This window comes from Thermoanaerobacter kivui (assembly GCF_000763575.1).
Taxonomy (GTDB): domain Bacteria; phylum Bacillota; class Thermoanaerobacteria; order Thermoanaerobacterales; family Thermoanaerobacteraceae; genus Thermoanaerobacter; species Thermoanaerobacter kivui.
Genome location: NZ_CP009170.1, coordinates 1,098,417 through 1,125,342, shown reverse-complemented (window position 1 = coordinate 1,125,342; position 26,926 = coordinate 1,098,417). Strand labels below are relative to the sequence as shown.

Sequence of the window (26,926 nt, the reverse complement as noted above, 5' to 3'; positions counted from 1 at the left end):
ACTTATCTCCTTTCATTATAATATTTTAGTTTAATTTTATTTTCCCCCAAAGGCTTAAAAAAACTTACCCGTACCTTACACCAGTTAATATAAATTATACTTTATTTAAAAACATACTTCAACCCTACTAATGTAAATTATTTCTTAATAATTTTTAGTCAAAAATTTAAGCCCGTTATAAACAGGCTCAGTTGTGCTTGGATCTGCATTTACTACAATATCCAAAAAACTTCACATTGTGGTCTACTATCTCAAAGTCTTTTGTCTGTTCTATAGCCTCTTCTAAATTTTCCAAGAGATCTCCTTCCATCTCTATTACAGTTCCGCATTTCAAACAAATTAAATGATGATGCTGGTGATTTTCATCGTGATAAAGCTCATACCTACTTCTGCCATCGTCAAAATTCAACTTATAAATAATCCCTAATCCTTCAAAAAGCTGGAGAGTGCGATAAACTGTAGCTAATCCTATTTCAGGATATTTCCCTTTTACAAGGTCGTATATCTCTTCAGAAGAAAGGTGTTTTTCTCTATTTTCCATAATAACATCCAATATGACTCGCCTTTGAGTCGTAAGTTTGTAACCTTTTTTCTTTAATCTCTCTTTAAATTCTTCTATTTCATTCATTAAACCACCACCAGATAATCTTGACTTAATATCAGTTTATGACATTCATTCTCAATTGTCAATCATTTTTAAATCCAATTTCAAAGAAAGAACGCTTTTTTTTCAACTAAAAAAATGACATTCAATTGAAAAGCATCTTAATTTATTAAACATATATTTCCAAGGAAATATATGTTTAATAAATTAAGATATACCTAAAAGGTATATCTTAATCAATTTCAAAATTCAAATTTATTTTTCTTCATCAAAATCATCATAGTACTCTTCATACTCTTCCATCAGCTCATTGTATGCTTCGACAGCATCATTGAACTCATCTTCGTCCTCAATTCCTACAAAGATGTCATTGCCGTCTTCATCTTGTTCCACTCTCAAGATATAGGCATCTTCTCCATCTCCATCCACAGGCACCACAACAGCATACCTCGTATCGTCAAGGTCAAATGATGCTACAAGTTCGAAGTCTACTTCATGGCCGTGTTCGTCAATTAACTGAATGATTTCTGGTTCCATACTATCTCACCTCAATTCTACTCCAAGATAATGTAATTGTATAACATACCAAATTAGCTGTCAAGTTGTTAACAAAAAAATTATTCAATTTTTTTAGAATCCAAATATCCCTGCAGTATAAGAACAGCTGCTAATTTGTCAATTACTTTTTTTCTTTTTTTTCTACTCACATTAGCTTTTTCTATTAAAACCCTTTCTGCCTCTACAGTAGTAAGCCTTTCGTCCCACAGCATTACTGGTATTTCAAAATTTTCTTTTAAAAAATCAGCAAATTTTAGGACTTTTTGTCCCTGTGGTCCTATGCTTCCATCCATATTTTTAGGCAAGCCTACAATTATTATTTCCACTTTATATTGATTTACTATTTCTTTTATTCGTTCAAGATCTTTTTGGTTACTATTTCTTTTAATAGTTGTCAAACCTTGTGCAATCGTACCTAATGGATCACTTATAGCTACTCCAATAGTTTTATCACCAACGTCTAATGCCATTACCCTCAAAAAAATCTCCCCATTCTAAAATTGCCTCACCAAAGGTGAGGCAATTTTTTACTTAGATAAATATTCTTTCAAAAGTTCTTCCACCAGTTCATCTCTTTCAATTTTCCTTATCAGGTTTCTCGCATTTTTATGGCTTGTTATATAAGTAGGGTCACCAGACAATATATAACCCACTATTTGATTTATGGGATTGTATCCTTTTTCAGAAAGAGCCTCATATACTGCCATCAATATCTCTCTGGCGGTTTTACTTTCGTTTTCAATATGATACCTGAGAGTCTCACCATTTTTATCTACCATTATATATCACCTCTAGATACATTTAACTACACCCTATCTCTATAATATCCTATCTCTATTACCATAGTCAAGTTTTTTGCCAACTTTTTAACTGCTCTTTTACAATGTCTAATGCTTTGTTTAATGCCTCGTTAATTTTGTATAAGTTTTTACCTGTTCCCTGTGCCATCTCAGGTCTTCCACCGCCATTTCCTTCTGCTGCCTTACACACCTCTTTAATCACATTCCCCATGTGAATACCTTTTTGAACTGCATCTTTAGTAGCCATACCGACAAAAATTATTTTATCCTCCGCTGGAGATGCCAAAACTATCGCTGCAGTCTTTAATTTATCTTTCAAAATATCTCCTATAGCCTTTAGCCCATCGCTGTCATAATCTTCAATCTTTGATACTACTAATTTGACACCATCTAGTGAAACAGCCGATTTAACAAGGTTATTTGACAGAGTAACACCCATTTTTATTTTCAATTGCTCAATTTCCTTGTCTTTTGCTTTTACTATCTGTTGCAAATTCTCCACCTTAGAAACCAACTCTTTTTCAGGTACCTTTAACAGATCCGAAACCTTTTTCAATATTTCCTCTTTATCTTCTAAATATTTTATTGCCTGAAGTCCCGTCACAGCTTCAATTCGCCTTAAACCTGCGCCTACTGCACTTTCAGAGACAATCTTAAACAGCCCAATTTGGCTGGTATTTCTAACATGGGTTCCACCGCAAAGCTCCTTACTATAATCATCTATCTTTACAACTCTTACCTTATCGCCATACTTTTCAGAAAATAACGCAATTGCACCCTCTTTTATAGCATCATCATATGGCTTCTCTTCAATCTCCACTTCAAGATTTTCGTATATCTTTTCATTAACTCTTTGTTCTATAGCTTTCAGCTCTTCTTTTGTAACTGCTTGATAATGAGAAAAGTCAAACCTTAACCGGTCATCTGCTACAAGAGAGCCAGCCTGATGCACATGGTCCCCTAATATCTCCCTTAAAGCTTTATGGAGAAGGTGAGTAGCAGTGTGATTTCTTGCAGCATTCATACGACTTGTCACATCAATACGAGCTTTTACTTCATCTCCTACTGAAATTATACCTCCTTCAATGTTTACAATGTGTATAAACTTGTCACCTACTTTTTTGCAATCTTTTACTCTTACCAAAACATTTTCGCTTTCTATGACTCCTTTGTCTCCTATTTGGCCACCACTCTCAGCATAAAAAGGTGTCACATCTAATATAACGCTTACTTCATCTCCCACTTCCGCTTCATCCACAATCTGGTCATCTTTCACAATTGCCACAACTTTTGAAGTGCTCTCATAATTGTCATATCCTATGAATTTTGTTTTAATATCCCCCAAAGTAGAATATATGTCCTGTTCCCACAGACTGTTATCTTCTTTTCTGCTGCTTCTCGCTCTTATTCTTTGCTCTTCTAATTCTTTTGAATACCCTTCTTCGTCAACAGTTATTCCGGATTCCTGCAAAATCTCCTTTGTCAAATCCAGTGGGAACCCATAAGTATCGTACAACTTAAAAGCCTTGGAGCCTTCTAAAACAGTCTTACCCTGGGCTTTAAGTTCATTTATATAATCCTCTAAAATTGCAAGACCTTGATCTATTGTTTCTTTGAACCTTTCTTCTTCCAATTTGACAATTCTCTTTATATAATCCTTTCTATCAATTATCTCAGGATAAGCCTCTCCATAATGTTCTACAACTGAGTCTACCACTTTATGCAAAAAGGTATCATTTATCCCCAACAATTTTCCGTGTCTCGCTGCTCTTCTTAAAAGCCTCCTCAATACATATCCTCTTCCTTCATTGGAAGAAAGAATACCATCTGATACCATAAAAGTTATTCCGCGTATGTGGTCTGTTATCACTCTCAAAGATACGTTCTTCTCTGCATCTTTGCCATACTCTACTCCTGCAATTTCTGACACAAACTCAATGATACCTCTTATTACATCCACATCAAATATACTATCTACTTCCTGCATTATAGTTGCTATCCTCTCAAGTCCCATGCCAGTATCAATATTGGGATGAGGTAGAGGATGGTAATTCCCTTGCTCGTCTTTATTAAACTGTGTAAAAACTAAATTCCAAAACTCAATAAAACGATCGCAGTCACAGCCAACTCCGCAAGTAGGCTTGCCGCATCCCTTTTCCTCTCCTCTGTCAAAGTAAATTTCTGAGCAAGGTCCACAAGGCCCTGTACCAATTTCCCAGAAATTATCTTCTTTTCCCATCCTCACAATTCTCTCTGTAGGAAGTCCTACTACCTTATTCCAAATTTCAAAAGCCTCATCGTCCTGTTCGTATATTGACACCCACAATCTTTCAATTGGCAATTTTAAAACTTCCGTCACAAATTCCCAAGCCCAAGGAATAGCTTCTTTTTTGAAATAATCCCCAAAAGAAAAGTTGCCTAACATCTCAAAAAAAGTACCGTGGCGCGCCGTTTTCCCTACTCTTTCGATATCAGGAGTCCTTATACACCTTTGACAAGTAGTGATTCTTTTACTAGGAGGAGTTTCTTTCCCTGTAAAATAAGGTTTTAAAGGCGCCATTCCAGAATTAATAAGCAATAGACTTTTATCATTTTTAGGAATTAGAGAAAAACTTGGCAATCTCAAATGCCCTTTGCTTTCAAAAAAACTGAGAAATTTTTCTCTAATCTCATTCATCCCGAGTTTTTCCATAAAAATCCTCCTCTTTGATACAATAAAAACCGTCCCAAATAGGGGGACGGGCTTTTACCCGCACTTTTTTGAATATATTATACAAGATTGAATGAAACAAGTCAATAACTGGTTTATTTCTCAATAAAAATCTCGATTATGATGGCTTTAATCATCGCCACGATAGGCACAGATAGCAAAAGTCCCCAAATACCAAAAAGTTCTTCTCCTGCAATTAATGAAAAAATTACGGTAACAGGATGAAGGCCAACGCTATCACTCATTACCTTAGGAGTGATAAAAGCATTTTCTATCTGCTGAACAACAAGACATATAATTAATGCCCAAAAACCTTTAGTTAAAGAATCCAATAAACCTATTAAAACTGCAGGAATAACTGATAATATAGGTCCTACGTAAGGAATTATATTTAATATACCAGCTAATAAACCTATTAAAAAGGCATATTTGACTTTAATCAAGGAAAGCCCTATCATGGTAAAAATAGCTACAAAGATGGAAATGTAAATTTGTGCCCGTATGTATTTGCTTAAAATTTTATCTATTTTCCTTAATATGTTAAAAAATTTAAAAGAATATTTTTGTGGCACTAACCTTTCTATCTCTTTTTTAAAAACATCCTTATCTTTTAGAAGATAAAAAGTTACAATTGGTATAACTATTATATCCACTAAATCTTTTAATAATGTCATAGCTGATTTGAAAGCAGAATCTATCTGAGAAGCAAAAGCAGTGTTTAAACTCCCCAAATTTTTATCTAAAACTCTTTCAAATTGAGGTGGAAGATAGGATAAATAATTAAATTTTAGCTGCATTAAAAACGTTTGTATCTCTTCCGCATAAAAAGGTATCATCTTTAAAAGGGCAATGAACTCACTTACCAACAATGGAACTATGAAAAAAGAAAAAAATAATATTCCTAATGTCACTATTAAAAACACTACAAAAATAGAAAATGAAACAGAAAAACCCTTTGAAGTGAAAAATTTTACAAAGGGATTTAACAAATATGCAATCAAAGCAGAAACAAAAAAAGGGGAAAGTATCTCTTTAATACTCACCCAATTTTTTATAAAAAAATAAAATGCAACTATCAAAACAACAATTGAAAAAAACACATATATTTTTCTGCTTTGCATTTTATCACCTACAAAATCTATCTGACTTTTACTTTATTTATAATGCGCCACATTTTTGACATATTCTTTTCTACCATGTCTTTATAACGCCTATATTTTTTCATGTCTATTTTAGGAATTATATATGCCGTAGCTAGCATTCCTGCTAAAAATCCTTTTATATATTTATCTCTACTCATAACTGCCCTCCTTTAACTAAATAAAATCTATGGCTTTTTATAGATTTCCCTTTTTTAAAAGAAAAAATGCACACTTTTTTTGTGTGCACTTATCTCAGCTTTTTTTTAATTATTCCTCCTCCTACTACTACATCTTTATCATAAAAAACAACTGATTGACCAGGAGTTATGGCTCTTTGAGGTTTTAAAAATTTCACTAGTACCCTATTTCCTTCGTGAGGTTTTATGATAGCCTCCTCTTCTTTAGCTGTATAGCGTATTTTTGCTGTTACCTTCATTTCTCCTTCAAGTTTTTCAATTGAAATAAAATTATTGTTATAAGATATGAGTTCCTCTCCCCATATATCCTCTTGATGCCCTACAATGACAACGTTATTTTTAACATCTATATCCACAACGTATAAAGGCCTATCAGAAGACAAACCTAGACCTCTTCTCTGGCCTATAGTATAATGTATTATACCTTTATGATATCCTAAAAAATTGCCATTAATATCTCTAAATTCTCCAGGTTTTACTCCGTTCTCAACTTGTCGTTTTATAAATCCGCTGTAATCATTATCTGGTATAAAACAGATTTCTTGACTCTCTGGCTTTTTAGCAACAGGTAGTTTTAACTCCTCTGCCAAAGCTCTTATTTCTTCTTTTTTGTAATTTCCTAAAGGAAAAAGAGCATGTTCTAACTGCTTCTGTGTCAAACGATATAAGACATAGCTTTGATCCTTAGAAGAATCTATACCTTTTTTTAATAAATATCTTTTTGTTTTTTCATCATACTCTTTTCTGACATAATGGCCTGTAGCAATGTAATAAGCTCCCAACTCAAATGCTTTCTCTAAAAGCTCTCCAAATTTTATTTGCCTATTACACAATACACAAGGATTAGGAGTCCTTCCTTTTAAATATTCATTGACAAAATAATTTACTATTTTATCATAAAAGATTTTACTCAAATCAACTGTGTAATGAGGTATTCCCAATATCTCTGCAACTTTTTTTGCATCTTGTGTAGCTTTTAAAGAATAACAACTCTTATCGCTATCAAAAGCTTTAGCTTCGTGGTCTACCCATACTCTCATTGTAAGACCTATAACATCAAATCCTTGCTTTTTTAAGAGGTATGCTGCAACAGAGCTATCTACTCCTCCACTCATTCCAATTGCTACTCTATTGTTTATCTCCATATTATATATAAAATCCTCCTTTAAAAGTCCTAAAATTATTATTCCCTTAAATGTAATACATAAAAGAACTTTTTTGATTTAATCGTCTGTAATCATCTACCATATCTTGTAACGTAATAGAGTCAATAACTTTATTTATGCTGTCTCTTATCCTTTCCATCACTAACTTTGTAGGACAACCTCCTGCTCTACTGCACTCAAAAGGCGTATCTTCCACAACGCAATCTGCTGGAGCCAGTGAACCTTCCAATGTCCTTATCACATCTCCAACAGTTATCTTATCAGGAGGAGCCGCCAACATGTATCCTCCTTGTGCTCCTCTAACACTTTTTACAAGTTCAGCCTTCCTAAGTATTGCAATGAGCTGTTCAAGGTAATGTTCAGAAAGCCCTTCATTTTCTGCGATCGTCTTTAAAGAGATGGGTCCTTCTCCATAATAAAGTGCTAATTCAAACATCGCCTGTATCCCGTATCTACCCTTCGTGGAAAGTTTCACGATTATCCACCCCTAATTCCTACTATTCAGCTCGGATTTCAATAAAAAGAATACCACTTAAAAAAGTAATTGTCAACTGCAAATTCTTTTTTGTATTAGTCTGTTACATGAAGGCATAAATGTTTAAAATACCCCCTAAATCATTATATCAATCCATCATCTTTTTTCTCAATAAAAAAGTAAGGCATAAAATTTTTTTATGCCTCATCAATGACTTTCTCTACATATTCAGATGTAGAACAAGATAAAATGCCACCATACCTAAGTTTAAACTTTATTACATCTCCCACTTTGTATGGGTAAGTACAATTTGTGACATTTACAATCAAATGGTCGCTGCTGGAGCCTATTAATTCAATTTTATTGTCTATCGAGATAAGGTCGTTTATATTTACATCTTGCCGACCTATAGCAAGAATGGCTCTTTTCATGATTCCTCTGTCTACATAAACTTGTCTTTCCCTAAAAGCGTCCATTCCTAATATACCTTTTGGAAGAGACGGTTTTTGTTTTAATTCCACTATTTGGGCTTCCAACGTAAATACATCATCATGGGTATGAGGAATTCTATCTCCAAAGGCTGTTTCTCTCCCTAAAACAATCGCCTCGCCTATTCTCAATTGATTTATCCCTCGCGGTATGAGACCGTTTTGAACCAAGTACAAACTACTAAAATTCCCCCCTGAAACTACGTCTAAGTTTAAGTTAAACTTTTTATTGATAGAATTTTTTATTTCCACAAGGTCTTCTAAGATATCCGGCGTAGGTATAACTGACCCATAGCAGGTCAAATTAGTGCCAACACCTTTTTAAGGTCTACCATTAATATTATGTCATGAATTTTCCCCTGTTTTACAACTTCTTCTGACAGGCTTTTTATTGTATCTACTTCAGAGTTTAGGCTTATATCTGCATATTTTATGACTTCTTCTACTTCACTTTTCATAGGGATGCGCAAAAGCATTTTAGGTACCGGGATGTGTTGCAATTTTTTTAAATTTTTGATTCGTGAATCCCCTAAAATATCCACTCCACCTTTTACCATCACTTCTGCTACTTGTGGAATAGCACAAAAAACTTTTGTCACCCCTACCACTTTTATTTTTCTCTTTTCACACAGATTAACGATAGTTTGTGTGTTTTCTCGAAGTTTTTCTAAGTTTATTCTCAACAAGGGATACACTTAATCTCCCCCATTTCTAAATGCCAAAGCTATTTTTAATTAACTTTAAGGCTTCACCAGGGTATTTTTCCGATAACACACCACAAGCTACAGGTTTAAAATTCGTCCCTAAAATTTCATTTAAATCTTTTCCCACTTTGTTAGGGTCAGTATCAATAGCTCCAACTATTTCCATTCTCTTTTTAGAAAGCACCATCTTTGCGATGCCGCTTCCCATCGCGCCAAGCCCCATATTAGTACTCTAATATTTTCCATTCTATCACCTCGAAAAATTTTTTCTATCTATTTTGTATACATTTACTTATGCTAAATAAAAGCCTTCCCACCCTTTAAAAAACAAAGAAAACCCTATTAAACATAGGGTTTTCTTTGTTTTGCGAGAGTATGCCTCATTATGTTACGATTTTCTTAATTTTTAGGAAAATTAAACAATTCTTCTTATATTTATTCAGACGCCAAAATTAAAAAATCCTGCATTGCGCAGGATTTTTTAATTTTGCAGATGTCTTTCTATGAATTTTACGAAATCTGCTTTCGGTCTTGCACCTATTATCTTGTCTACCATCTTGCCGTTTTTAAAAAGTCCTATCGTTGGTATGCTCATTATTCTGAATTTCATTGCCAGTTCATTTTCGTCGTCTACATTAATTTTTCCAACTTTGATTTTACCTTCATACTCTTTTGCTAATTCGTCAATTATTGGAGACACCATCCTACAAGGCATACACCATTCAGCCCAGAAGTCTATCAAGACTGGTACATCTGAATTTACAACTTCTTCTTCAAAATTTTCAAGTGTAATAACTAATTCTGCCATAAAACCACTCCTATACTTTTATTTCATTTTTATTTTTATAAAAAGCAATTGCTTTATACATTTATTATAAAACAAATTGCTCGCAAAATCTAACTCTTACAACTATTTCATAAATTTTATAAAAGTGTTCACCAATTCATCTATCATGTCATCCTGTTTCTCAGTGCACATTGCACCTTTCACACACTCAATAGTGTAACTTTTGAGAAGAATTTTCCCCACGCTGTTTATAGCAGACCTTACAGCAGCCACTTGCACCAATACATCAACACAGTATGCATCTTTTTCAATCATTTTTTGTATGCCTTTTACTTGTCCTTCGATTTTTTTAAGCCTTCTCAACAAATCTTCTTTACTCTCTTGATACATACTATACCTCCCAGCCCCACTGGGGTATCTAGTAAATAGTATAAAATTTTTTAGCAGGTCTGTCAATAGTCTTTTATTATTTTTTTAATAAATCTTTCACTACTTCTGCAGCAAGTATTAGCCCAGCAACAGAAGGCACAAAGGAAATACTGCCGGGTACTGGTTTTGATGAGATTTCATTTTCTTCACTTTCATAAAAATTTTTTATTGGTTCTTCTTTAGAATATACCACTTTTAAAGATTTAATACCCCTCTTTTTCAGTTCTCTCCTCATCACCTTTGCCAAAGGACATACACTTGTTTGATAAATATCTGCCACTTCAAATTTTGTAGGGTCTAATTTATTTCCAGCCCCCATGCTGCTGATTATAGGTATACTTAATAAATTACATTTTACTATTAAATCCACTTTTGAAGACACTCTGTCAATTGCATCAATTACATAATCATATTCTTTTGATAACAGTTTATCACTATTTTCACCAGGATAAAACTCTTTAAAAGTCAAAACTTGTGCTTCTGGATTTATCTCTAATATCCTCTCTTTCATTACATCAACTTTAGGTTTACCTATTGTATGAGTGGTAGCGTGTATTTGCCTGTTTATATTTGTAACACATACGTTATCGCCATCTATTAAAACCAATTTACCAACTCCTGCTCTTACTAAAGCCTCAACAGCAAAAGAGCCCACTCCACCTATTCCAAAGACAGCAACAGTGCTATTTTTTAATTTTAAAAGTCCTTCTTTTCCAATTAAAAGTTGTGTCCTCGAAAAACTATGCATTTAATACTCCTCCATAAAAAAACCCCATAGTGCCGTGCCTACGGTTGTTTTGAACCCGGCCTCACAACGTGGGTGCCCTCTTGGCAGCTTCATATGTCCGTTCAAAGACGGCTTATATTCCACTGCCAAAGCCCAGGCTCCCTTATTATTGGTGTTGGCTCAAAACTTTCACCGATTTTCACGCACACCACAGGGTCTTAAATTTTATTCACTTTTCTATTAAAATAATATCACAAAAGCCTCTGTTTTTCAACTGGTAAACGTTTATAGGTCTATCTTTATATGCAATTCTTTTAGCTGGTCTTCAGACACTTCTGAAGGCGCATCTGTCATCAAACATACAGCATTTTGAGTCTTTGGAAAAGCAATTACATCTCTTATGGTATCACTTCCTGTTATGAGCATTGCAAGTCTGTCCAACCCATAGGCTATTCCACCATGAGGAGGGGCACCGTATTTAAAAGCCTCCATTAAAAATCCAAATCTCTCCCATGCTTTTTCTTCGCTGAAACCTAACACTTTAAACATCCTCTTTTGCAGTTCGGTATCGTGTATTCTTATACTACCCCCGCCAATTTCCACACCATTTAAAACTATGTCATAAGCCTTCGCCCTGACTTTTAAAGGCTCTTTTTCAAGAAGGCCTATATCCTCATCCTTGGGAGCCGTAAAGGGATGATGTTTTGCAACATATCTTTTCTCTTCTTCATCGTACTCCAGTAGAGGAAAATCCACTACCCACAAAAATTCATATTTGCTTTCGTCTATCAAATTGAGACGCTTGCCAAGTTCTAATCGCAGGTGAGCTAAAGCATCAAAAACAATTTCATTTTTGTCCGCCACAATCAATATTAAGTCTCCAGCCTTTGCATCAAGCCTTCCAAGTATTCCTTTCATTTCTTCTTCGCTCAAAAATTTAGCAGCAGGAGACTTTACCTCATCTTCAAAAACTTGTATCCATAAAAGTCCTTTAGCTCCATAGGCTTTTACAAACTCCACCAATTCATCCAGCTGCCTTCTTGGCATTGAAGCTGCACCTTTTGCATTTATCCCTCTCACAGAGCCATTATTCTTTAGAGCAGTCTTAAACACATTAAATTCAGATTGAAATACTATGTCGGATAAATCTCTAAGTTCCATCCCAAACCTCAAGTCTGGCTTGTCAGTTCCATATCTTTCTAGAGCTTCTTGATAAGATAATCTCTTAAATGGAAGTGGAACTTCAATGTTTAAGGTCTCTTTAAATATTTCAGCAATCATTCTTTCGTTAATTTCCAAAACATCCTCCACTTCTACAAAGGACATCTCTATGTCTATTTGTGTAAACTCAGGCTGCCTATCGGCTCTTAAATCTTCGTCCCTCAAACATTTAGCTATCTGATAGTATTTGTCAAAACCTGAAATCATAAGCAACTGTTTAAACAACTGCGGAGATTGCGGCAGTGCATAAAATTTGCCAGGATAAATTCTGCTGGGAACGAGATAATCCCTCGCTCCTTCTGGCGTACTTTTAATTAAAAGAGGTGTTTCGATCTCTATAAAACCGTTTCTGTTTAAAAAGTCCCGAACAACTTTTGTTATTTGAAAGCGAGTCATTAAATTTTTCTGCATTGAAGGCCTTCTCAAATCCAAATATCGGTATTTTAGCCTTATAGCTTCCGATACATTGCTTCTATCTTCTATTGGGAAAGGTGGTGTATCAGATTTACTCAAAATCTTTAAAGTATTAGCATATATTTCAATTTCTCCTGTAGAAATTTTTGGATTTACATTTTCTGGAGCTCTCTTTACAACCTTTCCTTCTATTGCAAGGACGTACTCACTTCTCACACTTTGCACTTTTTCAAAGGCTTCAGAGGAAACTTCATTGCTAAAAACCACTTGCACAATGCCTGTTCTATCTCTTAAATCTATAAACACAAGACCTCCGTGGTCTCTTCTCCTTTGCACCCAACCCATAACTACGACAGATTTATCTACATCCTCAACTGTCAATTCTCCACACATGTGCGTTCTTTTAAGTCCTTTTAATTGTTCTCCCATTTAACTCCCTCCGTTTTATATATTTTTTATCCTTTGTTCTATCTCATCAATTTTTATTTCTACTTCGCTTCCGTCTCTCATGTTTTTTAATTTTACTTTATTTTCCTTCATCTCTTCTTCTCCTATTACAATAGCAAATTTAGCATTAAGTTTATTTGCATATTTCATTTGAGCTTTTAAGCTTCTGTCCATATTATCCCTTTCAACTTTTAAGCCGTTAAAACGCAATTTATTTGCAAGAGCAAAAGTGTACCATTTTGCTTCTTCCCCTATATAGGCTATAAACAAATCAACACCTTCAGGTTTTGGAATCTCAATCCCGTTTTGTTCTAACGTAAGTAAAAGTCTTTCCAATCCCATTCCAAAACCTACTCCAGGCATAGAAGGGCCGCCGCATTCCTCTATAAGGCCATCATATCTGCCTCCACCACATACAGTCCCTTGAGCTCCAATGTCTTTTGAAATTATTTCAAAAGCTGTTTTGGTATAATAGTCAAGTCCTCTTACAATTCTCGGGTCAACTATATAATTATATCCCATTACATCTAGATACTTTTGCAATTCCTCAAAGTGGTTTTTGCAGTCATCACACAAATAATCCGTAATAAGAGGCGCATCTTTGGTTATCCTCTGGCAACTTTCTACTTTACAATCTAATACCCTCAAAGAATTTATCTCATACCTCACTTTGCAATCATCGCAGAGATATTCCAAATTTTCTTTTAAAAATTCCTTTAATACCTTATTGTAATTTTTCCTACAAACAGGACATCCAACGCTGTTTATTCTAAGTTCCAAATTATTAAGTCCCAATTTTTTTAAGAGTGTCATAGCAACACTTATCACTTCTGCATCCGCAGAAGCGCTTTTAGCGCCAAACATCTCGACACCAAATTGGTGATGCTCTCTGAGCCTTCCAGATTGGGGCCTTTCATATCTGTAAACAGGAGTTATATAATACAATTTGGTAGGCTGTGTCTCAGCATACAAATTATGTTCTATAAAAGCTCTTACAGCAGGAGAAGTACCTTCTGGTTTTAAGGTAATACTTCTTCCGCCCTTATCAGTAAAAGTGTACATCTCTTTTCTCACAATGTCAGTTGACTCTCCTACTCCTCTTAAAAACAACTCTGTATGTTCAAAACCGGGGGTTCTTATCTCTTTAAAATCGTAGACATCACATATCTCCCTTATAAACCCTTCTATATATTGCCATTTATAAGATTCGGAAGGAAGAACGTCCTTTGTCCCTCTCGGCGCCTTTGTTAGCATTTCACCATCTCCTTTTACATTTTTACAAAAACTATATACATTTAAAAACCCCTCGTCTGCAATGATTGCAGGGACGAGAGGTTAAATCCCGTGGTGCCACCCTGATTTGGACTCATTCCCTTAACGCAGGTTCACGGACACAGCCTACATTATCGACTGGTCTGCTCACAGGTGTCTTTCACAATAGCATGAAGTATAAAGATACTCTCAATCGCGGTATCTTCTCCCTGTATACCTGCTATTGCTACTCTCCTAGTCATCGCATTTTATCCTCCATTTTATTTGATATTATACATTATATCATTGTTAACTGTCAATCACAATTATCTTTTACATTTTTATTGCTAATTGGGCATTGTTCTACAATGTCTTTTTTTATATTTTTCTAATATTCCCCCAACTATTGACAAAACAATTTCGAACTTTGATTTAGAAGATAGAAAAAAAATACAAATTCCTTTAACAAAAAAAGGAGAAGATATATATAAACATTTAGTAGACTTTAGAATGAAAGTTTTACAGCCAATTTTTGAAAAACTCTCTCCCCAAGAAATAGAAACATTAAAAAGCATATTGCAAAAAATTAAAGAAGAACTATAATTTTGAAGGTCTTCTTGCTTTTTCACTCCATCAAATCCCTTAAAAACATATTAAGTCTCTTTTCATTACCAATAGTTGAAGAATCGCCATGACCGGGGTATATCAAGACATCGTCTCCCAAAACTAAAAGCTTATTTTTTATAGAGTCCATCAAAGTAGCAAAATCTCCTCCTGGAAAATCGTATCTTCCTATAGAGCCTTTAAAAAGTGTATCTCCTGTAAAACAGACATTGCCTATTTTAAAACACACTCCGCCCTTTGTGTGCCCTGGGGTGTGTATGACTTCTACTCTGTATTTTCCAAAAGATAAAGTATCACCATCATTTAATAAAATATCTGCTGGACTGCATAGAATTTTTTTATAGACCATCTCAGATAAATTTAAATTCTCATTTAAAAGCATGGGAGAGTCTTCTTTAGAAATGGCAATTTTTGCTTGGGTTAGCTTTCTTAACTCTTCTACCCCTCCAATGTGGTCAAAGTGGCCATGGGTGAGCAAAATATATTTTACTTTCAAATTGTTGGACTCAATATACTTGTATATTTCAGATGCATTTTCTCCCGGGTCTATAACGATTGCTTCACCGCTTTCTTCATCAAAAACAATATAGCAGTTAACTCCATAAAGTCCTACAACATATTTTTGTATTTTCATAAACTCACTCCTAAAATATTTTTTTAGAATCAATAAGTATGGTCACAGGTCCGTCGTTTTCAATTAAAACTTTCATCATTGCTTGGAATTTACCTGTTTTGACACTTACACCGCGCTTTTCAATCTCCTGAACCAATAAATTAAAAAACTTTAAAGCCTCCTCTGGGTTTTGAGCCATCATAAAATTAGGCCTTCTTCCTTTTCTCACATCTCCAAACAAAGTAAATTGAGAAACGAGGAGTATTTCCCCTCCTACATCCAAAAGAGATAAATTCATTTTTCCCTTTTCATCTTCAAAAACACGCAAATTTACTATTTTATCCGCCATATAGCCTACGTCTTCTTCTGTATCATCAACAGAAATACCTACTAAAACAACAAATCCCTTCCCTATTGAACTTATCACTTGGCCATCTACACTTACTTCTCCGCGAGTCACCCTTTGAACAACAGCTCTCAACAAAATCACCTCTATTACGCACTTAATCTGTAGACATCCATTACCCCTTCTAAAGCCTTTAATTTATTCATAATCTTTTCCAATTGTTCTTTCGATGTGATTTCCAATGTTAGATTTATAATTGCAATATTGTCTCTGGTAGTCCTTGCATTAACAGCTTTTACAGCAATTTTTACATCCGCGAGAACACCGGTAACCTCTGTTAGCAGTCCAAATCTGTCACTAGCCATAATTTGTATATCAGCTTGATATGCAATATTCTTACCTTGTTCCCATTCAACTTCCACGATTTTATTCCTATCAAAGACATAATCTTTGATATTAGGACAATCCTTTCTGTGTATAGAAATACCACGCCCTTTAGTCACATAACCTATTATTTCATCGCCTGGGACAGGTGAGCAACATTTTGCAAATCTCACCATCACATTGTCTACTCCTTTTACAATGATGCCCATTCCACCAACTTTGTCTTTTTTCTTACCGGTTTTATCAGGTGCAACAGCTTTTAAACTCACTTCTTTTTGGGACTTTTTGATTTCTTCTTTAATCCTCGGTATAACCTGATTTAAAGTCAAACCACCATATCCAATTGTCGCGTATAAGTCATCCATTGTGTGGATATTTAACTTTTTAAGGACTTCTTCCCATACTTCACTTCTTATCATGGCAGGCTGAATGCCATGACGCCTTAGCTCTCTTTCCAGCATCTCTTCTCCACGTGCAATGTTTTCTTCTCTTTTTTCCTTTTTAAACCACTGCCTGATTTTGTTTCTGGCTTGAGAGCTTTTAACAATTTGAAGCCAGTCTCGGCTAGGGCCTCTGTCTTTATTGGGAGTAGTCAGTATCTCTACAATGTCCCCATTTTTTAATTGATAATTTATAGGCACTATTTTGCCGTTTACCTTGGCGCCATTTAAACGATGACCAATTTCGGTGTGTATGCTGTACGCAAAGTCAATAGGAGTAGATCCCGCTGGCAGATTTATGACATCCCCCTTAGGAGTAAAGACAAAAACCTCGTCTGTAAAAAGGTCAATCTTTAGAGTTTCCATAAACTCTTTGGCATCTTTTAATTCTTTCTGCCACTCCAAAAGCTGACGCAGCCAGGAAAGTTTTGCGTCAAATTCATCTTCTGTTGTCTTTCCCTCTTTGTACTTCCAATGAGCTGCAATACCGTATTCTGCAGTTTTATGCATTTCCCACGTCCTTATTTGTATTTCAAAAGGCTCACCATTAGGACCTATAACTGTAGTATGAAGCGATTGGTACATATTTGGTTTTGGCATTGCAATATAATCTTTAAATCTTCCGGGAATCGGTTTCCATAAGGTGTGAACAATTCCTAAGGCTCCGTAACAATCTTTTATGGTATTTACGATTATCCTTACTGCCATCAAATCGTAAATCTGTTCAAATGTTTTATTCTGTGTCTTCATCTTTTTATATATACTGTAAAAATGCTTAGGCCGTCCGTCTACCTCTGCCTGTATTCCAATTTCTTTCAATTTGCTTTTAATAGTGCTTATGATATTTTGTATAAACTCTTCTCTTTCTTTTCTTTTTGCAGCAACTTTTTCTACAAGGTCATAATACTCATCTGGGTGCAAATACCTTAAACACAAATCTTCTAATTCCCACTTTATTTTTGATATTCCTAAACGATGTGCAATAGGAGCATAAATTTCCAAAGTTTCTTCTGCTTTTTCTTTTTGTTTGTCAGGAGGCAAATATTTAAGTGTCCTCATGTTGTGGAGCCTGTCAGCCAGTTTTATAAGTATTACTCTTATATCTTTTGCCATTGCTATGAGCATCTTTCTCATGTTTTCAGCCTGTTGTTCCACTTTCGTTTTATACTCTATTTTGCCAAGCTTTGTCACACCATCTACTAAGTCAGCAATTTCTTGCCCAAAATTTTCCAATATTTGTTCATAAGTCACAACCGTATCCTCTATCACATCGTGCAAAAGCCCTGCAGCGATAGTGGTAAGGTCAAGTTCCAAATCAGCCAGAATATAAGCAACTTCTGCCGGATGCACTATATAAGGTTCACCAGAATTTCTCGTCTGGCCGTTGTGTGCATTCACGGCAAAGTCATAAGCTTTATATATCAAATCTAAGTTTACATCTTTCCCCATATATTTTTTTATTCTCTGTACTATTTTCTCCACCATATTCTCACACCTTATAATTAAAGTGGCTTTAAGCCACTTAATAAATTAAAACTTTATTAATGAAATTATATCATATCCGTCAAGTTTTTTTCTACCATCCAAGAAAGTTAATTCTGTCAGGAAAATTATAGAATCTACTATTCCGCCCAAACTCTCAACAAGTTTTGCAGAAGCATAAATTGTCCCACCTGTAGCTAATAAATCATCTACAATTACAACCCTTTGCCCTTCTAAAACAGCATCTTTGTGTATTTCGAGTGAATCAGTTCCGTATTCTAATTCGTACTTATAGCTTAATGTTTCTGCAGGAAGTTTTCCCGGTTTTCTCACAGGAACAAATCCTACTCCTAATCTGTAGGCCAGTGGGGCACCGAACAAAAATCCCCTTGCCTCCGGTGCAGCTATAAGGTCAAACTTTCTTCCTTCTAACGCTTTAGCCAACATTTCTATGGAATAGTTAAAAACTTTAGCATCCTTTAAAACTGGTGTAATGTCCTTGAATTTTATCCCTTTTCTTGGAAAATCAGGTATTTCCCTAATCATCATTTTAATTTCTTCCAGTGTCATTGCAAAAACCTCCTTAAAATTTCTGGCTGACAATAAACTTGGCAAATTCAATAAACTCTTTTTTAGTCAAAAGTATTTGTCGCATTACTCGAGTTTGTTCAATATTTACCTTTTTAGAAACAGAATTTTTACTTAACATAAAAATATTATCACTTTCTTTGACATTTATCAATCCTATTTCTTTCATCGCATTTATACAAAAGAGAGATTTAACAGGATTTAAATCTAGTTGATGGTACATATAATCCTTGAATAAGATAGTGTTTCCCTCTTCTATAAATCTATAGAGTTTGACAAAATCCTTTCTTTCAGGAAAAATTTCTTCAAAAGATTTTAAATTATAGTAAATGTCATCAGGTCCGAATATTAAATGTATTTTCTTCCCTTCGCACATGGAAACAATGTTATAAAATATCTCTTTTTTAAAAGGTATATCGTAGAAAACTATGTTGTCGTAATAATTTAAAGATTTTAAGTAATTGGGAAGAAATATTATAGCCTTGTCTTTTTCACAATATCTACTGCACAAAGAAAAATCCACAAATCTCTCTCTTTTCAGGTATCTAATTAAAGACTTCATCTGTACTACAGTGTTAACTAAAACAACCGTTTTACTGTTTTCTTTAAAAAGTTTAAGGACGTATTCGCATTTGTTGCGTATTCCTCGCCTGTCAATTATAACAGCTGATTTTGTATATTTGTCATTTTCTTTAATCCTATATTCTGTCAACATCTCGCCCAAGCTCTTGTAATAAAAGAGTAAGGGCGGTTTTGTCTTTATGTCCTTTACGTTTATTACTACTGATTCTATACCATTCCAGCTGTTAAGTTCAATGCTTCCGACTACATCAATTACACTTCCAACTTTTATTTTATCTTTTTCCTCTTTTGCATCGAAAAGCATAAGCTCATAAAAATTTTTGTTTTTTTGAGCTATGATTTTTATGTGCTTGTCTCCATCTAAACTAAATACTTTGCTAACCGTCAGATTGTCCAGCAAAAAAGTGGGACGCGGGTTACTATTTCCAAAAGGTTTAAACATTTGAATTTTTTTAGCCGTCTCAATGTCTATTTTGTCATTTTTTACACTGGCATCTATTTTTATTACAGGAATTAAATCAATTTCAGTAAGAATATTGTCTGCATATTTATTTATTTCTCTTTTAAAAGCCTCTATATTATTTTTGTCAATAATTATACCTGCAGCCATTTCATGGCCGCCATACTTTATTAAATAATCTTTACAATAATCTAATGCATTATACAAATTAAATCCTTCTATACTTCGCGCTGAACCTTTTCCTCCCCCTTCATTCAAACTTATGAGAATTGAAGGCCTAAAATACCTTTCTGTAATTCTTGAAGCAACAATTCCTATAACGCCAGGATGCCAATTTTCATCCCACAGGACAATTACTTTTTCGTTTTTTAAATCAATGCTTTCCTCTACTTTTTTAATTGCTTCCTGAAGTATTCGACTTTCTATCTGTTGCCTTGTCGCATTTTCATTATTTAAATACTCTGCTATCTCTTGTGCCTCTTTTTCATTCTCACTTATTAATAATCTCACACCTGCTTCTGCACTTTTCAGTCTTCCTGCAGCATTAAACCTTGGAGCTAAAATAAATCCCACGTGATACTCATCAATTAGCATGTTTTCTATTCCAGAAACTTTTATAAGAGCTTTTAGACCCATGTTGTTCGTCTTATTTAAAACTTTTAACCCTTCTTTCACAATTACTCTATTCTCTCCTATTAAAGGTACAATATCAGCGATCGTACCAATCGCAACGATATCCAAAAACTCATAGGCTTCTTTCCCAATAAGAGCTTCGCAAAGTTTGAAAGCAACTCCTACCCCTGCAAGGTCACAAAAAGGATATTTAATATCAGGCAAATGGGGATTTATTACCACATTTGCTTCAGGTATTTTTTTGGGCACACTGTGATGGTCAGTAATTATTACATCCATTCCCAGAGTTTTTGCTCTTTTTACTTCCTCAACAGAAGTTATGCCACAATCTACAGTAACTATTAATTTAGAACCCTGGGAAGCAATTTTATCTATCGCCTCTTCATTTATTCCATAACCTTCTGTCAATCGCTCTGGTATATAATAATCAACATTTGCACCTAATTTTTTTAAAGTCATGTACAATACAGAAGTAGCGGTAATTCCATCCACATCATAATCTCCATAAATTGTGATTCGATTGTGTAAATAGACGTGTTTTTGTATCAATTCTTTTGCCTCTTTTATTCCTTTTAATAAAAAAGGTGAATGCAAATCTTTTAAAGTGGGGTTTAAAAAAGCATTAACTTCTTCTGCTCCAACTTTTGAAGAAAGTATTTCAGCAACTACTCTTGGCAGACCATATAGTTGCTGAATTTTATCGGTAGTCTGTGGGTCTTTTTCGTTTTTAAAAACCCATCTATATATTTTTGGCATCAAATCACCCGCAAATCCTTCTACTTTTTTCTCCTCTCGATTATGAAAATGCGATAAAATACCCACATACATAAAAGTGAAGCAATTACATATCCAAAAAAACCAATGGCATTATAGCCGAAAATTTTATATCCTCCTTGAGAAGTCAAAACTAACGAAGACCCTACAATTAAAGCAGAAGCTATAATACTTACAATCACTTTATTTATCATTATATTCAAGTCGTATCTCATGCTTTCGCTTTCATCGATATTTATTCTCACTTTTATGTCATCTTTTATGAGTTTTGTCATTATATTCTGAATTTTATAAGGAAGTTTTCTCAATACTACTATCGCTTTATGTAGGTCTTTTGAATTTTCTTTTAATATTTTTGTTACGCTGATGTTTCTCAAATATACTTGTTTTACAAAATCTTTTGCTACATTAGAAATGCTAAAATCGGGATCTAAGCTCGTTCCTACTCCCTCAATTGTTGCCAAAGATCTGAGAAGCAAGGTAAATTCTGAAGGCAAAATTAGCCTATGCTTGTAAACTGTTGACATTATCCTTCTCATAGAATCGTTCATATTTATATTTTTAAGCGGAGTATTGTAAAAATAATTGATGATGTGGTTTAAGTCAGATTTAAGACTTCTCAAATTAGTCTCTGGCCTTATAGCGCCTATATCCGACAAAACTCCTATCACTTCTTCAGTGTCATTTTCTGCAAAAGCCTTAAAAAGGTCAATTATCATTTCTCTTGTTGATTTGTCAAGATAACCGACTATACCAAAATCGATGTAAGAGATTTTACCATCATTTGTAATTAAGATGTTCCCCGGATGAGGATCCCCATGGAAAAAGCCAAACTCATAAACTTGTAAAAATATAGACCATGCGCCATTTCTTGCAATCTTTTTTAAATCAAAGCCTTTTTGAATCAGCAATTCTTTATTTTTGACACTTATGCCTTCTACGTATTCCATTGTAAGAATTCGCTTTGTAGTGTATTCCCAGTAAACTTTAGGTATGTAAATGTAATCTTCATTTTTGAAATTTTCTCTGAAGCGGTCTGCATTATTTCCTTCTTGCGTATAGTCCAATTCGTTGAGAAGAGATTCAGACAGTTCATCAATTATTTCAACAAAGTCTACTGGCGAATCCATTATGCGGTCATTTAAAATTTTAGCAATGTTTTTTAAAATTATTATGTCTGCATTAATCTTGTATGAAACGTCTGTCCTTTGAACTTTGACAACCACATCTTTTCCTTCTTTAGTTGTTGCTCGATAAACTTGTCCAATAGAAGCAGAGGCAATAGGGTTAACATCAAAATACATAAAAAGATCCGATATTTTCCTTTTTAATTCGCATTCTATTATATTTTTAATTGCTTCAAAATTTTCTGGAACTACTTCATCTTGAAGCTTAGAAAGTTCCAATAAAATATCATGAGGAATTAGGTCAGCTCTTGTACTTAAAAGCTGACCCATCTTTATAAAAGTAGGACCTAATTCCTCTAAAGTTTTTCTAACCCTTTCCCCAATTCCGATGTAATCGTGACCTTTTAAGATGTGGAAAGGAATATAGCCTCCTTTTACCAAAATATCAGAAATAAAACCAAATCCATTTTTAGTCAAAATCCTTAATATTTCTCGATATCTTTTTGCGATATTTTTATTTCGAAAAATAAAAGACAAGTTCATCTCTTCACCTCAATAAAAATATAGTAGCATTCTACCTTGTGCAAAGATATTATGCCACTATATTTTTTATATTATTTAAACTTAAGCTTTTGCAGGTTTATTAGAGGTTTTTCTTCTCTTTTCTCTATTTTTAATCAATACCCATAAAGGAGTAGAAATAAATATTGAAGAATACGCTCCCCAAGTTATACCAATAAGTAAAGGCAATGCAAAATCTTTTAATGCTTTCGGCCCTAAGAAATACATTAAGACAAGCATGATCAATACTGTCAAAACTACGTTTATCGACCGTGTAAGAGTCTGGTTTATACTCACATTCGCAATTTCTGCATAATCAGATCTTCTCATACTTTTTAAATTATCTCTTATTCTGTCAAAAATTACAATAGTATCGTGAAGAGAATAACTAAATACCGTTAAAACCGCTGCTATAAAAGGAGAGTCAACTGTTATTTTAAAGAGAGCATATATAGAAATTAATATTATTACATTATGAAGTAAACCAACAACCGCTGCCAAGCTCATTTCAAAATTAAATCTAAAGCCTAAATAAGTAAGCATTACTAGAGAAGCTACTACCAGTGCCAATACCATCCCGAATTTTATCTCTGCCCCTAAAGAAGGCCCAACTTGCTGTGACATTATTAAGTCATTTTCTGTTAAGTTGTACTTTTTTTCGATATCTTTTATTATTGAAAGCCGCGTTTCATTGGAAATAGGACTTGTTTTTATTGAAACATGATCACCTTTTGCCCCTATTTTTTGAATTTGATAGTCTTTAACTTTATATTCGTTTAAAATTTTAATTATATCCTTCGTATCAAAAGATTTGCCAATTTTAAACTCCATTATTGTTCCGCCAGTAAAATCTATTCCCCAATTAAATCCATTTACAAGCATAGCTATTACGCCAATTAAAATCATAATCCCTGATATCGCAAACCAAATTTTCGTTTTGCCAATGACATCTATATGAAATCTATGTTGGTTCACTCAATTCCCCTCCTATGCTCCATAAAGTTTTATATTCTTTGTCAAGTCCATATCAAGAAGCGCATGCAACAAAAATCTCGTTACAGTTATAGCTGTGAATAAGCTGGATGTCACACCTATTAGAAGTGTTAAAGCAAATCCTTTAACATTTCCTGAACCCAAGTAGAAAAGGATAATAGCTCCAATTATAGTGGTTATATTAGCATCAAATACTGCCCTAAAAGCTTTCGCGAAGCCGGCATCTAAAGCAGGTCTTATGCTTTTACCTGCCCACAATTCCTCTTTAAATCTTTCAAAAATTAAAATATTAGTATCGACAGCCATGCCTATTGACAATAAGAAACCTGCAATACCTGGCAAATCTAATGTTATATTAAATAACGCATAAACGATGAAGTTTATTAATATATATATTAATAAGGCTAAGTCTGCTACAAAACCAGGTAATCTATAAAAAGCTATCATAAACAACATAACCAGTAAAGTACCGTATATACCAGCTTTTAAGCTAGCATTCAAAGCACTCGGACCTAACGTTGCACCTACAGAACTGTAGGCTATAGGTTTCAATGTGACAGGTAAAGAACCTGCCCTTATAAGAGTGGCTAATTCAGATGCTTCTTGAAAATCCTTCAAGCCTGTAATGACTGCATTTCCAGTAGTTATTACGTCATTTACTTTAGGAGCAGAAATTACCTTATCATCTAAAAGTATCGCAATAGGTTGTCCTAAAAATTTTTGTGTTGCTTCTGCAAATTTCTTTGTACCCTCTGCATCAAGTACTAACGTAACTTCTGGTTGCTGCACACCTGTTTGAGTCTGAGCGTATACTGCTTTAGAGTCTTTTACATTAGCGCCTGTCAATATCACTTTACCGTCAGGACCTACAAATTTTAATTGAGCAGTTTTACCTATTACCTCTATTGCCCTATCAGGGTCATTCATGCCAGGTAATTCTACACGAATTCTATTTGACCCCTGTTGACTTATTACAGGCTGTGTCACACCAAGAGCATCTACCCTGTTCCTTATGACTGCAATAGCTTTATTTATCGCATCTTGTGTAACATTACCTTGTGCTTCTTCTAATACATAAACGCCTCCTCTTAAATCTAACCCTAATCTTATGTGCTTTTGTACAGGACTTATGGAGTAATTACCTGCATTTATTCCAAAAAACGCCACATATGCAACTACTGCTGCAATAACAATTACAGAAAAAAATTTGATAAACCCTCTACTTCTCATTCAAATCCTCCTTCGTAGTTTAACTATTTTCTATTATATTACTTTTATTGTAAACGGTCAATTGCCCAAAGTTAGAAAAATGTAGTTTTGCTAATTCTACATAATGTTCATAGGAACGATGAATATTTTCAATTTCCTTTTGAGTAAGTTTCCTTATAACTTTTGCAGGACTCCCAAAAGCAAGACTGCCCTCAGGAATCTTTTTACTTCCTGTTACCAATGAACCAGCTCCAATTATACAATTATCTCCTATATCTGCATCATCTAAGATAATCGCCCCCATACCTATTAGCACATTATTTCCTATCTTGCAAGCATGGACTATCGCCCCATGTCCTATTGTACAGTAATTTCCTATATAACAGGGATGTCCCTCTGTAACATGTACAACGCAATTATCTTGTATATTAGTTCCTTCTCCAACAACTATTTTATCTATATCTCCTCTTAGCACAGCCCCATACCATATATTTGCATCTTTTTTTATTTCTACATCTCCAATAACCTCTGCTGTTTCCGCTATATACGCCTCATCATCTATTTTGGGTTTCATACCTTTATATTCCTTTATAATCATCACCATCACCCTTTAGCATTTGATATGCTTTTATGGCAATCGCATTTTCAAAACGCCTTTTTTGCATTTCACAAGATAACTCATAAGGCTTATTAATGTCACCATTTATATTGTAGTTATTTGCAAAGCAACCTCCACTGCAATAAAATCTCGCCCAACATTTTGTACACTTTTCTCTTTTGTAAATATCGCTTTCCATAAACTTTTGTTGCAATTCTTTATTTGTGATGCCTTCATCAAGGTTTCCCAACTTAAACTCTTCAATTCCAACGAATTGATGACAAGGGTAAATATCTCCATCAGGAGTCACTACCACGTATTCAAAACCGGCACCACAACCTTGAAGCCTTTTTTTAATGCATGGTCCTCCTTCTAAATCCACCTTAAAATGATAAAAAGAAAAAGGCCTTCCTTCCTCCTGTCTTTTTATATATTCCTCAGCTAATCTGTCATATTCTTCTAATATTGTTTCCAAGTGCTCTTCTTTTAAAGTATAATAAGTATCCTCTTTTTCAACTACTGGTTCAACTGATATTTCATAAACGCCAAGGTCTGCTATATGCAATACATCATTGGCAAAATCTAAATTCTTTGCTGTAAAAGTCCCTCTTACATAGTATTCTTTCTTCCCTCTTGACTCAACAAATTTTTTTATTTTGGGAACTATTGTGTCATAAGTCCCGCTGCCGTCCACTCGAACTCTCATGTTGTCATTTACTTCTTTTCTCCCATCCAAGCTTAATACTACGTTAGAAAAATTTTCATTAAAATACTTTATTTTTTCATCATCTAACAAAACCGCATTAGTTGTTATTGTAAATTTAATTACTTTTTTATTTTCTCTTGCTTTTTCCTTTCCATACTCTACTAATTGCTTGACTACTTCAAAATTTAAAAGCGGTTCTCCTCCAAAAAAGTCAACTTCAATTGTTCGTCTTTTACCAGAGCTTTTTATTAAAAAATCAATTGCCTTTTTACCCGTTCCAAAATCCATCAATTTGCGGCCACCTTTAAAATCTCCTGTCGATGCAAAACAATACTTGCACCTTAAATTACAATCATGGGCGACATTAAGGCACATCGCTTTTATTACAGAATCGTTTCTTGATACAGCAATATCCTTGTATATGTCTTCAGAAAATAACAGGCCATTTTCTTTTAACTCGTCAATTTCCTCTATAGCTTCAATTATATCTTCTTTTTTGTATTTATGTTGAAGGATATTTACAATTTCTTCTTTTGAATGAGTTTCATAAAAGTCCAAAATATCATAGGTTATATCGTCTACCACATGTATAGATCCGCTAACTGGATCTACTACAATATCCATTCCTAATCTTTTAAATTTATGCATTAACTCTGACAATTTCACAACCTCCACTACAAGTTTAA

At 34.2% G+C, this 26,926-nt stretch carries 27 protein-coding genes and 1 other RNA gene; all 28 read right to left on the bottom strand.

All coding sequences use genetic code 11. The features are described from left to right. Positions 1–187: 187 nt before the first annotated feature. Positions 188–628: a Fur family transcriptional regulator gene (locus tag TKV_RS05620; RefSeq protein ID WP_049685108.1), complete on the bottom strand. Its 441-nt coding sequence runs from the start codon at positions 626–628 to the stop codon at positions 188–190. 231 nt (positions 629–859) lie between these two features. Continuing rightward, the gene (locus tag TKV_RS05615; protein ID WP_049685107.1) at positions 860–1,141 is read right to left on the bottom strand and encodes a DUF1292 domain-containing protein; all 282 of its coding nucleotides are present in this window, start codon (positions 1,139–1,141) and stop codon (positions 860–862) included. Positions 1,142–1,221: 80 nt separating this feature from the next. After that, positions 1,222–1,641: a Holliday junction resolvase RuvX gene (gene ruvX / locus TKV_RS05610; protein ID WP_049685106.1), complete on the bottom strand. Its 420-nt coding sequence runs from the start codon at positions 1,639–1,641 to the stop codon at positions 1,222–1,224. A gap of 48 nt (positions 1,642–1,689) precedes the next feature. Next, complete coding sequence (locus TKV_RS05605; RefSeq protein ID WP_049685105.1) at positions 1,690–1,941, bottom strand: IreB family regulatory phosphoprotein; 252 nt, start codon at positions 1,939–1,941, stop codon at positions 1,690–1,692. A gap of 67 nt (positions 1,942–2,008) precedes the next feature. Beyond that, the gene (gene alaS / locus TKV_RS05600; RefSeq protein ID WP_049685104.1) at positions 2,009–4,654 is read right to left on the bottom strand and encodes an alanine--tRNA ligase; all 2,646 of its coding nucleotides are present in this window, start codon (positions 4,652–4,654) and stop codon (positions 2,009–2,011) included. Positions 4,655–4,767: 113 nt separating this feature from the next. Next, entirely contained in the window at positions 4,768–5,793 is a 1,026-nt protein-coding gene (locus TKV_RS05595; RefSeq protein WP_049685103.1) for an AI-2E family transporter, read from the bottom strand. A 17-nt stretch (positions 5,794–5,810) separates the two neighbouring features. Next, a complete protein-coding gene (locus tag TKV_RS13150) occupies positions 5,811–5,972 on the bottom strand; it encodes a hypothetical protein (protein ID WP_173402330.1) in 162 nt (53 codons plus the stop codon). An 89-nt stretch (positions 5,973–6,061) separates the two neighbouring features. Beyond that, complete coding sequence (gene mnmA, locus TKV_RS05590; RefSeq protein ID WP_049685102.1) at positions 6,062–7,156, bottom strand: tRNA 2-thiouridine(34) synthase MnmA; 1,095 nt, start codon at positions 7,154–7,156, stop codon at positions 6,062–6,064. A gap of 46 nt (positions 7,157–7,202) precedes the next feature. After that, positions 7,203–7,652 carry an RrF2 family transcriptional regulator gene (locus tag TKV_RS05585; protein ID WP_049685101.1) on the bottom strand — a complete coding sequence of 150 codons (450 nt, stop codon included), beginning with the start codon at positions 7,650–7,652 and terminating at the stop codon, positions 7,203–7,205. Positions 7,653–7,849: 197 nt separating this feature from the next. Beyond that, complete coding sequence (locus TKV_RS14265; protein ID WP_236617440.1) at positions 7,850–8,443, bottom strand: type III PLP-dependent enzyme domain-containing protein; 594 nt, start codon at positions 8,441–8,443, stop codon at positions 7,850–7,852. Next, entirely contained in the window at positions 8,440–8,835 is a 396-nt protein-coding gene (locus TKV_RS14260; protein ID WP_236617439.1) for an alanine racemase, read from the bottom strand. The genes TKV_RS14265 and TKV_RS14260 overlap by 4 nt, the downstream gene beginning before the upstream one ends. Positions 8,836–8,851: 16 nt before the next feature. Beyond that, positions 8,852–9,067 (bottom strand): hypothetical protein, encoded by a 216-nt coding sequence (locus TKV_RS05575; protein WP_049685100.1) that lies wholly within the window; start codon positions 9,065–9,067, stop codon positions 8,852–8,854. Between the two features lie 258 nt (positions 9,068–9,325). Next, a complete protein-coding gene (gene trxA / locus TKV_RS05570; protein WP_049685099.1) occupies positions 9,326–9,652 on the bottom strand; it encodes a thioredoxin in 327 nt (108 codons plus the stop codon). A gap of 102 nt (positions 9,653–9,754) precedes the next feature. Next, positions 9,755–10,021, bottom strand: coding sequence for a metal-sensitive transcriptional regulator (locus TKV_RS05565; RefSeq protein ID WP_049685098.1), 267 nt, complete (start codon positions 10,019–10,021; stop codon positions 9,755–9,757). A 76-nt stretch (positions 10,022–10,097) separates the two neighbouring features. Beyond that, complete coding sequence (locus TKV_RS05560; protein ID WP_049685097.1) at positions 10,098–10,808, bottom strand: tRNA threonylcarbamoyladenosine dehydratase; 711 nt, start codon at positions 10,806–10,808, stop codon at positions 10,098–10,100. Between the two features lie 17 nt (positions 10,809–10,825). Next, a non-coding RNA gene (gene ssrS, locus TKV_RS12380) (6S RNA) lies at positions 10,826–11,007 on the bottom strand. Positions 11,008–11,072: 65 nt separating this feature from the next. Continuing rightward, positions 11,073–12,851, bottom strand: coding sequence for an aspartate--tRNA ligase (gene aspS, locus TKV_RS05555; RefSeq protein ID WP_049685096.1), 1,779 nt, complete (start codon positions 12,849–12,851; stop codon positions 11,073–11,075). A gap of 15 nt (positions 12,852–12,866) precedes the next feature. Next, positions 12,867–14,123 (bottom strand): histidine--tRNA ligase, encoded by a 1,257-nt coding sequence (hisS, locus tag TKV_RS05550; protein ID WP_049685095.1) that lies wholly within the window; start codon positions 14,121–14,123, stop codon positions 12,867–12,869. Positions 14,124–14,745: 622 nt separating this feature from the next. Continuing rightward, positions 14,746–15,378 carry an MBL fold metallo-hydrolase gene (locus tag TKV_RS05540; protein ID WP_049685093.1) on the bottom strand — a complete coding sequence of 211 codons (633 nt, stop codon included), beginning with the start codon at positions 15,376–15,378 and terminating at the stop codon, positions 14,746–14,748. Between the two features lie 10 nt (positions 15,379–15,388). Then, the gene (gene dtd / locus TKV_RS05535) at positions 15,389–15,838 is read right to left on the bottom strand and encodes a D-aminoacyl-tRNA deacylase (protein ID WP_049685092.1); all 450 of its coding nucleotides are present in this window, start codon (positions 15,836–15,838) and stop codon (positions 15,389–15,391) included. 14 nt (positions 15,839–15,852) lie between these two features. Further along, the gene (locus TKV_RS05530; protein WP_049685091.1) at positions 15,853–18,012 is read right to left on the bottom strand and encodes a RelA/SpoT family protein; all 2,160 of its coding nucleotides are present in this window, start codon (positions 18,010–18,012) and stop codon (positions 15,853–15,855) included. A 45-nt stretch (positions 18,013–18,057) separates the two neighbouring features. Then, positions 18,058–18,579, bottom strand: coding sequence for an adenine phosphoribosyltransferase (locus TKV_RS05525; RefSeq protein ID WP_049685090.1), 522 nt, complete (start codon positions 18,577–18,579; stop codon positions 18,058–18,060). Positions 18,580–18,592: 13 nt separating this feature from the next. Next, a complete protein-coding gene (recJ, locus tag TKV_RS05520; RefSeq protein ID WP_049686221.1) occupies positions 18,593–21,028 on the bottom strand; it encodes a single-stranded-DNA-specific exonuclease RecJ in 2,436 nt (811 codons plus the stop codon). 20 nt (positions 21,029–21,048) lie between these two features. Then, on the bottom strand, positions 21,049–22,716 hold the full coding sequence (ubiB, locus tag TKV_RS05515) for a 2-polyprenylphenol 6-hydroxylase (RefSeq protein WP_049685089.1): 1,668 nt from the start codon (positions 22,714–22,716) through the stop codon (positions 21,049–21,051). Between the two features lie 81 nt (positions 22,717–22,797). Beyond that, positions 22,798–23,709, bottom strand: coding sequence for a protein translocase subunit SecF (gene secF / locus TKV_RS05510; RefSeq protein ID WP_049685088.1), 912 nt, complete (start codon positions 23,707–23,709; stop codon positions 22,798–22,800). Between the two features lie 12 nt (positions 23,710–23,721). Next, entirely contained in the window at positions 23,722–24,957 is a 1,236-nt protein-coding gene (gene secD / locus TKV_RS05505) for a protein translocase subunit SecD (RefSeq protein ID WP_049685087.1), read from the bottom strand. Positions 24,958–24,976: 19 nt separating this feature from the next. After that, the gene (locus TKV_RS05500; RefSeq protein WP_049685086.1) at positions 24,977–25,534 is read right to left on the bottom strand and encodes a gamma carbonic anhydrase family protein; all 558 of its coding nucleotides are present in this window, start codon (positions 25,532–25,534) and stop codon (positions 24,977–24,979) included. Continuing rightward, positions 25,515–26,900, bottom strand: coding sequence for a thioether cross-link-forming SCIFF peptide maturase (gene scfB / locus TKV_RS05495; RefSeq protein ID WP_049685085.1), 1,386 nt, complete (start codon positions 26,898–26,900; stop codon positions 25,515–25,517). Before scfB ends, TKV_RS05500 begins: the two co-directional genes overlap by 20 nt. Between the last annotated feature and the right edge of the window lie 26 nt (positions 26,901–26,926).

Bases quoted from the DNA above. Each gene is read 5' to 3' on its own strand.
- TKV_RS05620 (WP_049685108.1), bottom strand. From the start codon at position 628: ATGAATGAAATAGAAGAATTTAAAGAGAGATTAAAGAAAAAAGGTTAC.
- TKV_RS05615 (WP_049685107.1), bottom strand. From the start codon at position 1,141: ATGGAACCAGAAATCATTCAGTTAATTGACGAACACGGCCATGAAGTA.
- TKV_RS05605 (WP_049685105.1), bottom strand. From the start codon at position 1,941: ATGGTAGATAAAAATGGTGAGACTCTCAGGTATCATATTGAAAACGAA.
- alaS (WP_049685104.1), bottom strand. From the start codon at position 4,654: ATGGAAAAACTCGGGATGAATGAGATTAGAGAAAAATTTCTCAGTTTT.
- TKV_RS05595 (WP_049685103.1), bottom strand. From the start codon at position 5,793: ATGCAAAGCAGAAAAATATATGTGTTTTTTTCAATTGTTGTTTTGATA.
- TKV_RS13150 (WP_173402330.1), bottom strand. From the start codon at position 5,972: ATGAGTAGAGATAAATATATAAAAGGATTTTTAGCAGGAATGCTAGCT.
- mnmA (WP_049685102.1), bottom strand. From the start codon at position 7,156: ATGGAGATAAACAATAGAGTAGCAATTGGAATGAGTGGAGGAGTAGAT.
- TKV_RS05575 (WP_049685100.1), bottom strand. From the start codon at position 9,067: ATGGGGCTTGGCGCGATGGGAAGCGGCATCGCAAAGATGGTGCTTTCT.
- trxA (WP_049685099.1), bottom strand. From the start codon at position 9,652: ATGGCAGAATTAGTTATTACACTTGAAAATTTTGAAGAAGAAGTTGTA.
- TKV_RS05565 (WP_049685098.1), bottom strand. From the start codon at position 10,021: ATGTATCAAGAGAGTAAAGAAGATTTGTTGAGAAGGCTTAAAAAAATC.
- TKV_RS05560 (WP_049685097.1), bottom strand. From the start codon at position 10,808: ATGCATAGTTTTTCGAGGACACAACTTTTAATTGGAAAAGAAGGACTT.
- aspS (WP_049685096.1), bottom strand. From the start codon at position 12,851: ATGGGAGAACAATTAAAAGGACTTAAAAGAACGCACATGTGTGGAGAA.
- hisS (WP_049685095.1), bottom strand. From the start codon at position 14,123: ATGCTAACAAAGGCGCCGAGAGGGACAAAGGACGTTCTTCCTTCCGAA.
- TKV_RS05540 (WP_049685093.1), bottom strand. From the start codon at position 15,378: ATGAAAATACAAAAATATGTTGTAGGACTTTATGGAGTTAACTGCTAT.
- TKV_RS05530 (WP_049685091.1), bottom strand. From the start codon at position 18,012: ATGGTGGAGAAAATAGTACAGAGAATAAAAAAATATATGGGGAAAGAT.
- TKV_RS05525 (WP_049685090.1), bottom strand. From the start codon at position 18,579: ATGACACTGGAAGAAATTAAAATGATGATTAGGGAAATACCTGATTTT.
- recJ (WP_049686221.1), bottom strand. From the start codon at position 21,028: ATGCCAAAAATATATAGATGGGTTTTTAAAAACGAAAAAGACCCACAG.
- ubiB (WP_049685089.1), bottom strand. From the start codon at position 22,716: ATGAACTTGTCTTTTATTTTTCGAAATAAAAATATCGCAAAAAGATAT.
- secD (WP_049685087.1), bottom strand. From the start codon at position 24,957: ATGAGAAGTAGAGGGTTTATCAAATTTTTTTCTGTAATTGTTATTGCA.
- TKV_RS05500 (WP_049685086.1), bottom strand. From the start codon at position 25,534: ATGATTATAAAGGAATATAAAGGTATGAAACCCAAAATAGATGATGAG.